Source organism: Klebsiella terrigena (assembly GCF_012029655.1).
Lineage (GTDB): Bacteria > Pseudomonadota > Gammaproteobacteria > Enterobacterales > Enterobacteriaceae > Klebsiella > Klebsiella terrigena.
In genome coordinates, this window is the sequence record NZ_CP050508.1 from 909,702 (window position 1) to 924,314 (window position 14,613).

Here is a 14,613-nt window from a genome sequence, read left to right on the forward strand (position 1 = left end):
GGATTACCGGGATGCTTACGGAAGAGTTTCCGGGGGCGCTGAACGATACCGGCGATCTGCCGGTGATTAGGTGTAGGGACGGGGGCTGTTTGTAACAGATGATAAACAGATCCCGGCGCTGAGGCCGGGATTGATTATTACATTACATTTTTTTCTGCTTGCTCAACAAGAGACTGGAACTCTTTAAAATTAAAACTCCAAAACCCTCCATCAGGACAATTAAAAATATCAATCCGAAGGCCAATATCCGGTTCATTTGAGATTTCTGCGACTTGGTGAGAGCCATAATAGATCTCATAAACAACATTTTCTCGATCTGGCAGACTGGCAATTTGTGCAGTCAATTTATTCGTCATTTAGGTGGCTCCAAAAATCCTATAAGTTTACCTTGTGCATCGTAACGCAACCCTCGACCACTCGAAGATATTATGTCAGTTACTTGTCCATAACGCCCTGTGTTACTTTGAACCACTGATTTATTAGGGTCATTCAAAATACTATCTACAATTTTCTGGCCTTGTTCGTTTATCGCTGATGGATTGCCTTTAGCTGATGGGAAAGCACTTCCTTCACGGCTCCCATGCTTTTGAAGAGCACGGCCAGCGAGTGTTAAATCACCTTTCTTCGAAGCTGGATCAATGTGCTTTGCTCCATCAGAAAGTTCGTCGATAGACCATTTCCCAATTTGCTCTCTTGTTGCTGGTTTTTGGCCTGCCTCGCTACCCCGTGCTTTCTCCTCATCCTGCGGTTCCCAGCCTCCCGGTGTGCCTGAACCCGCGCCTCCTAACTCTGCCTTCTCAGCATCCGTGAGGTTTTTACCCATGTTTGGTCCAGATTCGCTACCGGAGCCATATTTATCCTGAAGAGAACTTAGATATTTTCCGGTGATCTCATCATTACCCATTATTTCCAGGGTAATCAGGTGATTCAGTTCATCTGACGTCATCTTATCGGCAACATCCTTGATGGCTGCTCCGGCAAGACCCACGATTCCAGCTTTTGCACCTATCTCCAGTAGCTGCTCTGCAACCTTATTCCGGCACGGCGAGAGAGCGGCACAACCACGTGCAATCAGAGCCAGATTATTATTCTCCACCGTCGTCTTCCCGGCCTGCGCCCCGGAAACCGCAGAGGCGCTGCTGTCACCGGCCAGCCCACCCGCCAGTCCCGCCGCCAGCGTTGCCAGGGTCGAGACGGTCTGCCTCTGCGTTTCGTCCAGCTCGCTGACCGTTTTACCGTACATCTGCGTGGCGATGATGCCGATCAGTTCGCCGGTTGCAGCGCCAGCGGCACCGGCGAGGGCGCTCTGGTTCTGCGCGGCGGCAAGCGCAGCGTTGACCACCGCATGCGCGGCGACCTTGCCCGCATCGTCCAGATTACTGTAGTGGCCGATAACCTCCGCCACATACGGCGCCGCACCGCCGGCCAGCGCGGCCTTCAGGTCGCTGCCCGCCAGCCCCTGCACGGCGGCGGTCGCCGCCTGAATCGCCTGCTGGACGCTGCTCCCGGTGCCCCATTGCTTCTGCGCGGCCTTATAGCCTTCGGTGGCGGCCAGCTGAGCGTTATATTTCTCCCAGGCCTCCTTGCTGGCGCCTTTTTCCGGCTCGTTGATCTTTTCCTTCGCCAGCTCAGCCTTACCTGCGTTGATGGCGTTAATCTGTCCCTCGGTGCGCGCAATATCCGCCACCTGGTTGCCAATCTCGCCGATCAGCTGGGTCTGCTGCAGGCGCTGCTGCTCCTTCTCCTTATCAAATATCGGCGACAGGGTCTGGTTGGCATGCTCCACGTCGCGGCTGAGGTTCGCCACGTCCTGGGTCTGCTGGCCCTGGTCGCGGACAATTAGCGTACCGTCGGAGACCGCCGCGTGGGTGGTGCTGCTGTCGTGGCCCTCGTTGTTCCCGCCGGTCAGCAGGCCGTTGGCCATGTTCCCGGCGAACTGGCTGCCGATGCTGCCGCCGGTGCTGAAGCCGACGCTCTGGTGCTCGGTTTTAAAATCGGCGCGGTTGTCGATATCGCCCCAGCCCAGCGTGCCGGTGTCGAGGCGGTTTTTATCTGCGGTGGCAGTGCTGCCAATCACCGCGCCATCCAGCTGGGTATGCTCGCCGACGGTGATGTCATAGCCGCCTTTGCCGGCAAAGATGCCCGTCTGCTCCACCACGGAATCGTAGTTGCTGTGCATCTTGTCCTTGCTGAGGTTGACGCTGGCGGAGCCGCTCATGGAGCCGAAGGTGAAGCTGCCCCCGGCGCTGGCGTTCTGCTGTTTTGAGTCGTAGCGGTCGCTGTCCTGCTCGGAGGTGAGGGTCAGGTTGCGGCCGATATCGGCGATAACCGTGTCGCCGCTGACCTGGGCACCGGTGAGGGTGGTGTCGCGTCCGCTGTTGAGGATGAGATTGTTGCCGGCATCGACGGTGGTTTCGCTGTGGGTGGTGCCGTTGCCGCTTTCGCTGCCTTTGCCCTTGTTGACGCTGGCGGAGACGCTGATCCCCCAGCCGCCGGAGCCCACGCCAATCCCGACGCCGACCGTGCCGCCTTTGCTTTCGTTTTTGCCTTCAAGCAGCGAGGTGTTTTCAGCAGAGATCAGGTTCAGGTCGCGGCTGGCGGAGAGGGCCACGTCGTTGCCCGCCTTCAGCTGGCTGCCGACCGCGTTCAGATCGCCTTCGCGGGCGGTGATGCTGAGGTCGCGCCCCGCCGTCAGGCTGCTGCCCTGGGCGGTGGTCTGCTCGCTGCGCTGGGTCGATTTCGACGACTGGCTGCCGTAAGAGAGGCTGACGCCAACGGTATTGTTGTTGGCCGGATCGTTGCCCTGCGCCGCATCCAGACGCGCGGCCTGGCCGGCCTGCACGCCGGAGAGGGCGGCTTTCACCCCCTGCAGGGCCTGCAGGCGGCTGCTGCCGGCGGATTTGGCGTCCTGGGTGGCCTGCACCACGCTGTTGAGGGCGCTGCCCGCCGTACCGGAGAGGGCCAGGGTCAGGCCGGAGGTTTTCTGTTCGACCACGTGGGTCTGCTGGCTCTGGTTTTCGGCGGCGGTTATGGCGACGTTTTTGCCGCTCAGGGCCATGTCCTGGCCGGCGATCAGGTCGGAGCCGTTGACCGTCAGGTTGTCGCCCGCGCGCAGGGTCAGGTCGCCGTTCACGCTGCCGACGGTGCTGCCCGCCCGGGTGATATCCGCCCCGGTATCGGTGGTTTTCACGCTCTGGGTGCCGTAGCTGAAGCCGATCCCGCCGGAGCTCATCAGCCCCGATTTTTTCTCCTGCTTGAGGTGCTGCTCGCTGTTGTACTCATCCTGAGTGTCGATCCGCAGATTGTTGCCCGCCCGCAGCGCTACGTCGCCGCTGCCGGCCACGCTGCTGCCGCGCACGGTGAGATCGTTGCCGGCGGTGATGCCGACGCTGTCGCCGTTCAGCTCGCTGCCCTGGGCCGTCTGCCGCGATACATTGTCCTGGGTGCGGGTGGTGGTTTTGGACAGCCAGCCGCTGCTGCCGGTGACCTTGTGGCGCTCGTCCAGCGTCTGGCTGTTTTCGCCCGCCGCAAGCGTGACGTTATTGCCTGCACCGAGGTTTAGCGCCGCGCCGGAGGAGAGGAGGGCGCCGCGGGCGCTGAGGTCGTGCCCGGCGCTCAGCGTGACGCTGCCTTTGCCGGTCACTTCGCTGCCGGTGCTGCTGCTCTGGCTCTGGCTGAGGGCGTTGTCGGCATCCCACACCAGATTATCGCGCCAGGCGGTGGTGACGTCGTTGAGCTGGATATCGCGCCCGGCGACCAGCTGGACCTCGCCGCGTTCGCCGCTGGCGACCACCTGCGCGCCGCTGAGGGTGATATCGCGGCCGGAGTGCAGCGTTAGCCTGCCGTCATCGCCCTGAACGTAAATGCCGGAGACGCTGTCGATGGTGGTGCGGCTGAAGCGGTTATCGCCGCTGACGCTCTGCGCGTCGGCGAGGGTGGTGGTGGCATTGATGTCCCGTCCGGCCAGCGCCTGCAGGCTGCTGTCGCCCTGGATGATGCCGCCGATGTTATTGATGTCGTTGCGGGCGTTCAGGCGCACGTCGTCGCCGAGCAGGGTGCCTGCGCGGTTGGTGATATTGTCGGCGTCAAGCTGCAGGACGCGGCGGCCGTTAAGGGTGCCGCTGTTGAAGAGGTCGCCGTTGAGTTTGATGCTGACGTTATTCCCGGCGAGCAGCGCGCCGGAGCCGTCGATGTCGCCGGGTTTGACTTTGGCGTAGACCTGCGGCACCAGCACGCTCTGCAGCGAGCCGTCCGGCATCTTCACCGTGGTGTTCACCAGCCAGACGATATCCCCGGTCAGCAGCGCCATCTGCTCGGGGGTCAGCGCCACGCCGCTCTTTAGCGCGTACTGCTTCCCGAAGGTAATGCCCTGATCCATCAAGGCCTTAAACTGCTCTTCGTCGCTGGTGTAGCCGTCAAGGTAGCGCTGGCCGGTCAGGGCGACCACCTGCTCGCGGATCAGCCGCTGCTCATAGTAGCCGTCTCCCAGCCGTTTCAGCGTCGTGTCGCCGTTGCCGGCCAGCGCCTGCTGCATGTAGTCGCTGCCGAGCCACTGCTTCTGGTTGGTGAAGCGCGGATCGGTCTCCACCAGATACGGCACGTCGGCGGCGGGGTTGACCGAAAACAGGCTGTTATCCGGCAGGGTCGTATTCGGGCCGACGATGCGAATCGCCCCTTCCGCGGGCGTGACCTCAAACTGCTGGCCCGCCGGCGGCGTGACCGGCTCGCCGGGCGAAACGGTGTGCTGACCGGAGACGGCGCCCGCCACGCCGATCGCCGCCGCCGTGCCCTGCGGGGTCAGCGGCGCGAGGGTGAGCGGCGTGCCCTCGACGCTGCCGCCGCTAATGAGCTGCCCCGGCTTCAGGGAGATGCTCTGAATTTCGCTTGGCGGCGTATAGGCGGTACGGTCGCGGCCCTGCTCGTCGCCCCCTTTGTGGCGAATGCGGTAGTAGTGGGTGGCGGTACCGACGTCGGTGGTTCGCCGCTCGCCGGTTACGTCGTCGTTTTTCACCTCCTGCAGGCCGGCGATCGCCAGGGTGCCTCCGGCGATGACCTGGCTCTTATCGTTCAGCAGGCGATCGCCGGTGAGCGTTATATTGCCGCCGGCGAGGATCTTCGCCGGGTCGGATTCGAGGATCCGCGTCTCTTCCACCGTGCGGGTATAGTCGAACTGGTTGAAGCTATCGTTATTGCTGCCAGTGTCGTCCGGAGTATTCAGATTGCGCAGGCCGTCGGCAGAGTTCCTGTCAACAAACACGCCGTCGTCCGCGGCGTTCCAGCGGTTGGGGGAGCCGGTGTGCTGATATTCGGTCAGCCGATCCTGAGAAACGGTGACGATCCCGGTGGTGAAGCGATCGTTGATGTTGTTGATCTGCCCGGCGGCGATCGTCATATCCCCGGCGGATTCGATCGTCGCGCTGTGGTTATCGACGGTTCCCGCCCGGCCGATCGCGGCGCCGTTATCCCCCAGCGCGCCGCCAATCAGCAGATCGCCGCCGCTGTAGATCAGCCCGCGATCGCGGTTGTTCAGGATCTGCACCCCGAGGTCGACGCGCTCGCGCCCGGCAAGGGTCGCCGCGGTGCCGTTTTCCGCCAGGTTATTGAAAGTGATGGCATTGACGCCAATGGCGTTGCCATAGATGCGCCCGCTGCCGCTGTTGGTGAGGGTCCCGGCGTTAATCCGCGTATAGCCGCCGTCGATCAGCCCGGCGTTGAACAGCGTGTCGCTGACGTTAAGGGTGTTTTGCCCGGCGTTAATTTCGCCGCTGGCCCCGTTGCTCAGGCTGCGGCCGGTGAGGTCGAACCTGCTGCCTGCCAGCAGCCTGCCGCCGTTGGTGATATCCCCTGCGGAGGCGAGCGTGAAGCTGCCGTTGGCTACCATCGTCCCGCTGTTATTCAGCGACCGGCGGCTGCTCAGCGCCATATCGCCGAGCGACAGCAGCTGGCCGCCACCGTCGAGACTGTCCGCGTCAATGCGCAGCATCTCGCCGGCTTTCACCGTGCCGTCCTGGTTAAACAGCGCCAGCCCGTCGCCACGGATATCCACCGTCCCGGAGGCCGCCAGCCCGCCGCTGCGGTTGTCGAGCTCGCCGCCGTTGCGCACCGTCAGCGATTTATCGGCCAGAATCATCCCGCTGTGGTTATCGAGCGCTTCGCTGGCGAGGGCGATGTTCTGCGCCTCCAGCCCCTGATTGTCGCCGAGGGTATTGTGGTTGATCAGCCGGGCGGCGGTGAGCGTGAGCGTCGCGCCGCTGCGCATCAGCCCGGAAACGTTGTCCACGATGCCGCGGGCGCTATCGATCAGCAGATCGCCGACGCTCTGGATCTCTCCCCCGGCGTTGTGCAGCTGCTGGCTGCGCAGGGTGGCGGCTGCGCTGCTGATGATGCCGCCGCTGCGGTTGCTGATGTCGTCCGCGGCGAGCGTCAGGCTCCCGCCGCTCTGGATCAGGCCGCCGCTATCGTTGACCAACTGCCCGCCGTTCACGCTCAGCGCCCGCTGCGCCGCCAGCTGGCCGCCCTGGTTGTCCAGCCGGTCGGTGTGGAAAAGGGCGTCGGCGCTGCTGAACAGGGTGCCCTGGCGGTTGTCGAGGGCGGTGACGCCAACGTCGAGCGCGCCGCCCGCGCCGACGATCCCGCGAGCGTTGTCCAGCGTACCGCCGCTCAGCGTCATCGCGCCCAGCGCCTTCAGGCTGCCCTCGTGGTTCAGGAAGGCGCTGAAGCTGGCGTTCAGGGCCTGCTCTGCGGCGAACTGACCGGCACGGTTATCAACATCGCCTCCTTTGAAGGTGAGCGTGCCGCCGCTGGCGAGGTAGCCAAACTGGTTATCGAGCGCGCCGCTGTGAATAGCCAGCGCGCCGTGCGAGTACAGCGAGCCGGAGTGGTTGTTGAAGGTGCTGTTGGCGAGCGCCAGCGTGGCCCCGTCGGCGACGATAACCCCCTGCTGGTTATCCAGCCCGGCGGCGCTGATGGTCTGGGTTTTGGCCGCTTCGATGCGGCCCTTACCGTTGCTGACCGCCTGCGCGCTGCGGATCTCGCCGCTGCCGGTGGCGGCAGAGATCAGCCCTTGGCTATTGTTGAGATCCCCGGCGTCGATCCGGGTATCGCCCGCCGCGGCGAGGGTGCCCTGGCGGTTATCCAGCGTCGTCCTGGCGTGCGCCGTCAGGCTGCCGTCCTGCGCCGCCAGCACTTTCCCGCTGCGGTTATCGACGGCATGCGCCGCGAGCTGAATATCGCCGTTGGCGGCAATCTCCCCCTCCCGGTTATCGATGTCGCCCGGCAGATTCACCGCCAGGGCGCCGCCGCCGGTCTGCACCAGCTTGCCTTTGCGGTTCGAAAGATGCTGCGCGGAGAGGGTTATCGCGTCGGCGCTGAGCGTGCCGCCGTCGTTGTTGAGCGTTTGGCCGCTGCGCAGGGTCAGATCCCGGGCGTTGACACCGGCGTTTTGCGCGAGCAGGTGGCCCGCGCCGCTGTCCAGCTCGACCCGCTGGCCCTGGGTTCGGCTGCCGCTGACGTCCAGGCCCTGGCCGCTGGCGCGCAGGTTCCCGCCGGCCAGCGTCTGGCCGTGGACGCTCAGCTGGCCGTCGGCGTGCAGCCGCAGATCGCCGCTCTCCGCCAGCCTGCCGTCATTTTGCACTCCGGCGGCCAGCACGCTGTCGCGGCTGCCGGTGAGGCTGGCCGCCTGAATGTCCAGGTTATGGCCGGCGGTCAACGCGCCGCCGTTGCTGAACTCGCCGGCGGTGCGGACGGTAGCGTCTTCGCTGGCGCGTAGCGTGCCGCTGTTTTCAATGCGGCCGTCGGCGCTCAGGCTCACGCTTCCGGCCTGGGCGCCGATGGCCCCGGCGTTGCGCACCCCGACGCCGCTCTCGGTGCCGACCATGCGGATTTTACCCGCGTACATGCCGCCGAGGCTGGCGACATCCACCGCCAGCTGCGGGCGGGTTGCCGGATCGTCGCCGTTTTTTTCGATGCGCTGGTGGGCGGCATCCACCCGGTTGCGCCCGGTGGTGACCCGCAGGTCTTTGGCCCACAGCCCGGCGTTAACCTTCACCGAGCGGGCAATAATATCGGTGTAGTCGGCCCCCGAGCTCTCCATCCCGGCGCCTTCGATGGCCACTTCGCCGCGTTCGACCTGATAGCCGGTGAGGTTGCCGTTGTTGAGCTGCGCCTGGCCGGTAGTCAGGGTGGCGCGGTTGGCGTTGATAAAGCCGCAGCCGTTACAGGTAATGCCGGACGGGTTGGCGATCACCACCTGGGCCTTTTTCCCGGCCACTTCAATCATCCCGTTCAGCCGGCTGGGGTCGCGCGAGTTGACCTCGTTGAGAATGACCTTCGCTTCGCCTTTCGCCAGCCAGGGGTTCCCCGCCACCATGCCGCCCAGCTGGGTCTGCACGTTTTTATGCGAGTTATTGAGGATCGCCCCCTGCTGGTTGACGTCGAACTGGCTGTAGGTGTTGCGCGATACCCCGGCGGCCGACGGGGTCTGAATATTGACCTGCGGCGTGCCGTTGGCGCTCGGCATCACCGTCGGCTGCTGGTTTTTCGGCGCGCCGGCGTCGGCGACGATGTTGGCCTGCGCCGGGTGAATCACCCCCATCGCCAGCCACAGGCCGAAGCTGATGGCGCTGATTTTGCCGTGCAGCCGGCGCGGGAGGCTGCCCGGCGCGGAAGAACGTGCGGCGCCGGCGCGTCCGGAGCGGGCGATGTCCGCCACCACCATCAGCATGCCGCGCGCTTTGTTGAACACAATACGGTAGAGGTTCTTATTCATGGTTTAGTCCTTTAAACGCTTCCGGCAGGTCGACGGCGAGCGGGTGAGACAGCCGCCAGGTCCTGGCCTGTTCGCGGCTGACGCGGCGGCCGTGGAACATCACCACCCGCTTGCCGCGCTGCTCGCCGCGGTGATAGAGCGCCCGCACGCAGTGGTCGGCAAAGACCTCCTGGCGCATCAGGGCGTTCATGGCGGCGGTATGGCCGAACGGCGCGATCCAGTCGCAAAACCACATCCGGTCGCCGCTGTCCCAGTCCGTCTCGCGCATCTCAATCGCCGGACGGGTGAGATAGCGGGCCTCCGACTCCCGGTTGAGCCACGCCCAGCTGAGAAAAAACACCGGCCGCTCGTTTTGGATAACCAGCACATACTGGCGGCGCTTGATGATCGGCATCAGCAGCGTGGGCAGGGCGTGCAGCGGGGCGTCCCGGTGCATCGGCGAATGCATCCATAGCCAGACGCTGGCCCCCAGCACTTCGGCTTCGTTGTCGGTACCGCCGAAGATCAGCGGCGCCTTAATCTCGTATTGTCCAGTGCGCATCACCAGCTCCAGTTCAGGTTGAAGCCAAGCGTGACGGCGCTGGTGTGGAACCCATCCGGCTTCGAGAATGGCGTTCCGGCGAACAGGTCATAGCCGGTATTGAAGGCGCTGCCGCGAAGGCCGATGACGCCGCCCGCAAGGTGTTGGCCGATAAGGTAATCAGAGCTATAGCCGCCGACTTCACCGTAGTCCGCGCCGAGATAGAGCTCCTGACTCTCCAGCGGGGTGCGCCAGGCCAGATCGTTGCGGACGTACCAGCCGTGGCTGGCGCTAAGGGTGCGCTCGCCATCGAATCCGCGTACCGTCCAGCGGTTGCCGATGGCGAACTGATCCTGCGGCGTCAGCGGGGTGTTGCTGATCTGGCGCAGATACTGCACGTTGTAGCGGAAATTCTGGCTCCCGAGGGTAAAGGGCAGGTCGAGCTGGGCGTTGAGCTGGGTGATTTTGCTCAGCGCGGTGGCGTCGCCGACGTACTCTTCCGGCGCGGGCCGCGCGCCAAACCAGCGGGTGCCGCGCTGGTAGCTGGCGCCGAGGTCGAGGGTGGCCTGGCCGATGTAGTGGCGATGCTGCAGCCCCACGCGCCAGCCCGCCGTCTGGCGACGCTGGACGCCGACTTCGGTATCGTCGATGAAGTTGCGGGTTTCGCGCGCCAGCACGTCGTAGGTGAAGGTCGTTTTCTGCGTCCCGCTGCGGTGCAGAACGCGGCTGAGCTGCAGGTCGAGATTTTTACTTTTGCCGCTGTAGCGGTAGTCGCCGTTCAGCCCGGCCACCGTCTGGTGATAGTCGTAGTCGCTGCCGGTGACCCCCAGCATCCAGTAGCCGTAGGGCACGGAGTAGTGGCCGATGTAGTTGCGGCTACTTTTGCCTCCGCTATCGTCGAGGTCGTGGCTGGCGGAGAGGTAGAGCAAGTCGCTGAGCGAGAAAGGGTTATCCAGCGACAGCGTTACGCCGCCCTGATAGCGACCGGTGGTTTCGGTGCCCGAGTCGTCCAGCGACAGCCCCAGGCGCCACATCTTCGACTGCTTACGCGTAATGACGATATCGCTCTCGCCGGGATTGTCGCCGGGGACAATTTCCATGCTCGCCTCGACGGTGGGCAGGCGCTGGAGATTTTCCAGCCCCTGTTCGATATCGCGCAGGTCGAGCAGATTGCCCTCATGGGCCGGAAAGGCGCTATACAGCCGGATATAGTCGTCGCTCTGCTCCGTCAGCCGCACGTGGCGCACGTAGCCCGGCACGATCGTCAGCTTCAGGGTGCCGCTTTTCAAATCCTGGGAGGGAGCCAGCACGCGGGTGGTGATCCAGCCGCCGTCGACCAGCCGATTTTGCAGGGTGCTCATCAGCAGGTTAATCCCTTTCCCTCCGAGGCAGCGCCCCTGCGCCTGGTCGGCGATGCGCTGCAGCGGCAGCCAGCGGGGAAGTGCCTGCTGGCCGCTCAGCGCCACGCGGTGGATGGGAAAGCAGGGCGTTTCCGTCGGGAAAGGAATGCGACCGAAGCCGGAAGCGGGCTCGGAGAGGCGCACGTCGGGCGTCGGCGGGGTCAGCTGCTGCTCCAGCGCCTTCTGACGCTGCTGCTGAATGATAAACTGATCGTCAGGGCCTGCGGCGTGGGCCGGCAGCAGAAAAAACAGACCTATAGCTGAGGCGATCGCCCGGCAAAAAATGGCTTCGCGGTTCATTGGCATCCTTGCAATGTGAAAATGAACAAAATGTGAGTTTGTGTAAAATTGTTCAATTTTTGTCAAGGAAAGGGAACCAGGCATATTCCGAAAAAGCGCGCACCCCCTGCCGGGATGCAGGAGAGTGGAGGGTGGAAATCGGCATAAACCGCTGTGATTTCAGCAGGAAACGCGTTCTATCCGGCAACGGGCGTGGCGTATCGCCCCGGCGAAAAGCGTTGAATAATATCGTCGAGGTTTTCGCGAGTGACCGGGGGCGAGATCAGATAGCCCTGAAACCTGTCGATCCCCAGCGCCTTCAGCATATTCAGCTTTTCCAGGCTATCCACCCCCTCGGCAACGCAGCGGCTGCCGGTTAGCTGGCAGTAGTAGATCAGGCTTTTTACCAGCGCCAGCGCGTGGGCGTCGTGCTGGAAATCATTCACGATGCTCATGTCGAGCTTGTACTCGCTAAAGCGCACCGCGCGGACCGGAAACATCACGCTGCTTTGTGAAAAGCAGTCGTCGAGCATAATGCGAAAGCCCTGCTGCTGTAATTTCACGATATTGCTGCCGATCTTGCCCTGGCGGTTGAGATCGACGGTTTCGGCAAATTCCAGTACCAGCCTCTCCGCCCAGCGCGGATCGCCCAGCTGCTGGCGGGCCGCCTCCATCATCCGCATGAGGTTGTCATGCCCGGCGATAACCGGCGGAACGTTCACCGAGAAGTAGTACTCCCCGCGATGCTGGTTGATGCCCTGAACCGCTTCCCGCAGCGCAAAGGCGGTCAGCAGCAGCCAGGCATATTCCGCGCGCACCAGCGGCAGAAACTCGCCGGGCAGCAGCACGCTGCCGTTGCGCCGCCAGCGCGACAGCACCTCGATACCCTTGAGCATTAGCCGGCCATCGGTAATGGGCTGGAATACCGGAAACACCTGCCGACAGTGGATCGCGTGCACGAACTCGCGCTCAAACGCCGAAAGCGTGGCGAACGCCTGCGCCTTTTGCCCTTTTGCCTGGCCTCCGGGGAAGCGGTTCGCCAGATGCGGATGCTGTTCCACCATCTTTTTTAGTCCTGACAGTCTCTGGTTATAGAGGGTTTTATGGCTCACGCCCCGCAGCTCGGCCTGGCGAGTAATGCTGTATCCGCGCAGCCAGTCCAGCGCGGCGTTGAACTCGGGTTTGCTCAGGCCCGTCGGGGGAATACCGCGCGCGGTCGCCTCCTCACAGGCCAGCGTCTCCAGCGAAGGGTAGTCCGGCGCAGGCTGGCTCAGCAGCGAGGCCAGCTGCCGGCAGGGCAGGTCGGAGGCGACGGTTTTGACGGCGGCAAGACGGCGGCGGTTGCCCACCAGGTGCAGCAGCGTGTTCCACAGCCAGCCGGCGGGGCTGCGGCTGAGGATCAGCATCGGCAGCGCGCTGGCGCTGCGGTCGAGCAGCAGCGCCGCCTGGCGCAGGGTGAACAGCAGCCAGAAAGGGTCGTCGGGCAGAAACACCACGATCCGCCTGAAGGCCGTCGGGTCGGGCAGCGACGGCGCGTCATGGGCCTGAGGAGATAAAAACGTCGGCCGCCGCCCGCCCGCGCCGATCAGCGAAGAGAGCCCCTCCGCGGCCATCGAACAGGGTGAGAGTATGCACTCCACCGCCGGGGCCGGCGGCGGGAGTGGCGCCCTACTGGTAGACAAACGTCACCCCAATAATCGACTGCACGTTGCCGGCGGTGACCTGCCCGCTGGTGCGCGCGTACTCGGCCGTCAGCCCAAGGCTCACCGGCGAGGTGCCGACCGTACCCAGCGATACCGGGCTGTTGGCGGATACCGCCGTGCCGCCGCGGGTCAGCTGCACGCCGATCCCCTGCGCCGGCGAGGCGGAGGCGGTATTGGTGAAAATGGCGTTGCCGGAGCCGGTGGTGTTGCCCGACAGGTAGTAGCCCAGCGTCTGGTTCTGCGCGCAGTGCACCGTCAGCGGCACGGCCATCGAACCGGGATAGTCCGGCAGCGTTACCGTCACGTCGCGGGCGGAGACGTCGCAGCCGCCGGTCGGCACCACCACGTCGTTATTGGCATAAATGTTCCAGACGAACTGGTAGGAGTCGCCGTTGTAGTTGTTGGTCTGGTGGAGGATCAGCACGGCGATCAGCGACCCGGAGGTAATGGCGATCCCGCCGGCGGTGCTGACCGGCGTCAGGTAGAGCACGGTTGGCCACGGCTTATCGGTGGTCGAGTCGTAAATCACCCGCGAGGTTTCCGTGGTGGTCGGGAACGGATAGGAGCTGCCGTTGTATTTTACGGTACCGGAGAAGCTTGATAGCACGCCGCCGTAAGCCGAGCCGCGCTGCAGGGTGACGTAGTCGGTGATGGTCTGCGGATAGTCGTTGTGGCAGAAAATCTGCGTCGAGAGGTCGACCACCAGGTTCTGCCCGACGCTGACCGCAGGCGCGAGATTGACGTAGACGTTGGCGCTGCCGCCGCCGATGGGGATGGTCTGTCCGCTGGCGGTTTTACAGGCGAAGGACCAGGCGTTAACCGACCAGCCCATCATCGCCAGCGCGGCCAGTAGGGTGACTATTTTTTTCATAAACGTACTCTCCTGATTCAGGCGTAGGTGTAGGTGACGTTAATCACCGCCTGAATGGTTCCCTGGGTGGCGCCGCCGTTCACCGTCAGCGCCCTGACCTGCAGCGGGAAACGGGCGGACTGGGTGGCGTCATCGACCTGCACCGATTGAGTGGCGCCGTTGTTCAGCGTGGTGCCGCCGCTGTCCTGCAGCTCGAGCTGGATATTGCCGGCGGTGCCCTGGTTTTTGTAATAGCCGGTGCCGTCCGCGGTGCCGCTGAAGGTGGCGACCACCCGCGAGGTGCCAATCGGGCAGTTGCTTAAATCGAGCGCCACGCTGTGCCACGCCGAAGCGGCCCCCGCCGAGACCAGGCTGAAGGTGTAGAGATCGCCGAGTTCGACGGTGGCGTTGGTGGTCGACACCGTGCACGGTTTGGCCACCACCTTGCCGTTCACGGTGATGGTGACGTCGGCGGCCTGCAGCGAGGAGGCAGCCATGAGCAGCGCGCCGGCTACCAGCCAGCCTGGGGGAGTCCATTTCATCTCAGCCTCCGGTTACTGAAATTCCAGCGTAAAGGTCGCTGTGGCGTTAACGTGCCCGGCGGTAACCGGGACCTGGGTCGCCATCAGGCGGGCGTAAAAGTTCAGGGTATTGGTCTGCCCCGGCGTCAGGGTGGTCCAGGCTATCGCCGAGGAGGCGGCATTCAGCGGCAGCATCGCCTGCTGCGTATCGAGGATCTGCACCCCCATGCCCGCCGCGGCCGACGCGCCGCTGTCCAGCTTTAACAGGCTGGTGTTGACGCTATCCGCCACCCCGGTGAAGCCCACCTTCACCGCGGTGACCGAACTGCCGCAGGGCGACAGGACGATGCGAAACGGCACCGCGGGCGTGGTGGCGCCGACGGCATGAAACTGTTTGGCGGCGTTATCCAGCAGGTCGACGGTAAAATCCTTTGATTCTCCCGCCACCGCGCAGGCGTTATCCCGCACGTAGCCGCTGATGGTGATGGTGCTGTCGGCGGCGCACGCGTTGGCGACGGCAAGCGACAGCACGGCCAGCAGCAAATAGAACGATTTTGTCATCATGATCCTTTC

Annotated in this window: 8 protein-coding genes; all 8 read right to left on the bottom strand. The window is 63.9% G+C overall.

Going from position 1 to position 14,613, the window contains the following annotated elements:
- Positions 1-137: 137 nt before the first annotated feature.
- A complete protein-coding gene (locus HCK03_RS04440; RefSeq protein WP_167691190.1) occupies positions 138-356 on the bottom strand; it encodes a hypothetical protein in 219 nt (72 codons plus the stop codon).
- The gene (locus HCK03_RS04445; RefSeq protein ID WP_167691191.1) at positions 353-8,767 is read right to left on the bottom strand and encodes a hemagglutinin repeat-containing protein; all 8,415 of its coding nucleotides are present in this window, start codon (positions 8,765-8,767) and stop codon (positions 353-355) included. The genes HCK03_RS04440 and HCK03_RS04445 overlap by 4 nt, the downstream gene beginning before the upstream one ends.
- A complete protein-coding gene (locus HCK03_RS04450; protein ID WP_041147100.1) occupies positions 8,760-9,308 on the bottom strand; it encodes a toxin-activating lysine-acyltransferase in 549 nt (182 codons plus the stop codon). The genes HCK03_RS04445 and HCK03_RS04450 overlap by 8 nt, the downstream gene beginning before the upstream one ends.
- On the bottom strand, positions 9,308-10,987 hold the full coding sequence (locus tag HCK03_RS04455; RefSeq protein ID WP_185955007.1) for a ShlB/FhaC/HecB family hemolysin secretion/activation protein: 1,680 nt from the start codon (positions 10,985-10,987) through the stop codon (positions 9,308-9,310). Before HCK03_RS04455 ends, HCK03_RS04450 begins: the two co-directional genes overlap by 1 nt.
- A 176-nt stretch (positions 10,988-11,163) precedes the next feature.
- Positions 11,164-12,648, bottom strand: coding sequence for an EAL domain-containing protein (locus tag HCK03_RS04460; protein ID WP_407692377.1), 1,485 nt, complete (start codon positions 12,646-12,648; stop codon positions 11,164-11,166).
- Positions 12,635-13,540 carry a fimbrial protein gene (locus HCK03_RS04465; protein WP_115191954.1) on the bottom strand — a complete coding sequence of 302 codons (906 nt, stop codon included), beginning with the start codon at positions 13,538-13,540 and terminating at the stop codon, positions 12,635-12,637. The genes HCK03_RS04460 and HCK03_RS04465 overlap by 14 nt, the downstream gene beginning before the upstream one ends.
- 17 nt (positions 13,541-13,557) lie before the next feature.
- Positions 13,558-14,061: a type 1 fimbrial minor subunit FimG gene (gene fimG / locus HCK03_RS04470; protein WP_041147097.1), complete on the bottom strand. Its 504-nt coding sequence runs from the start codon at positions 14,059-14,061 to the stop codon at positions 13,558-13,560.
- 12 nt (positions 14,062-14,073) lie between these two features.
- Positions 14,074-14,601, bottom strand: coding sequence for a type 1 fimbrial adaptor subunit FimF (gene fimF, locus HCK03_RS04475; protein ID WP_323127220.1), 528 nt, complete (start codon positions 14,599-14,601; stop codon positions 14,074-14,076).
- Positions 14,602-14,613: the final 12 nt, after the last annotated feature.

Bases quoted from the DNA above. Each gene is read 5' to 3' on its own strand.
- HCK03_RS04440 (WP_167691190.1), bottom strand. From the start codon at position 356: ATGACGAATAAATTGACTGCACAAATTGCCAGTCTGCCAGATCGAGAA.
- HCK03_RS04445 (WP_167691191.1), bottom strand. From the start codon at position 8,767: ATGAATAAGAACCTCTACCGTATTGTGTTCAACAAAGCGCGCGGCATG.
- HCK03_RS04450 (WP_041147100.1), bottom strand. From the start codon at position 9,308: ATGCGCACTGGACAATACGAGATTAAGGCGCCGCTGATCTTCGGCGGT.
- HCK03_RS04455 (WP_185955007.1), bottom strand. From the start codon at position 10,987: ATGAACCGCGAAGCCATTTTTTGCCGGGCGATCGCCTCAGCTATAGGT.
- HCK03_RS04465 (WP_115191954.1), bottom strand. From the start codon at position 13,540: ATGAAAAAAATAGTCACCCTACTGGCCGCGCTGGCGATGATGGGCTGG.
- fimG (WP_041147097.1), bottom strand. From the start codon at position 14,061: ATGAAATGGACTCCCCCAGGCTGGCTGGTAGCCGGCGCGCTGCTCATG.
- fimF (WP_323127220.1), bottom strand. From the start codon at position 14,601: ATGACAAAATCGTTCTATTTGCTGCTGGCCGTGCTGTCGCTTGCCGTC.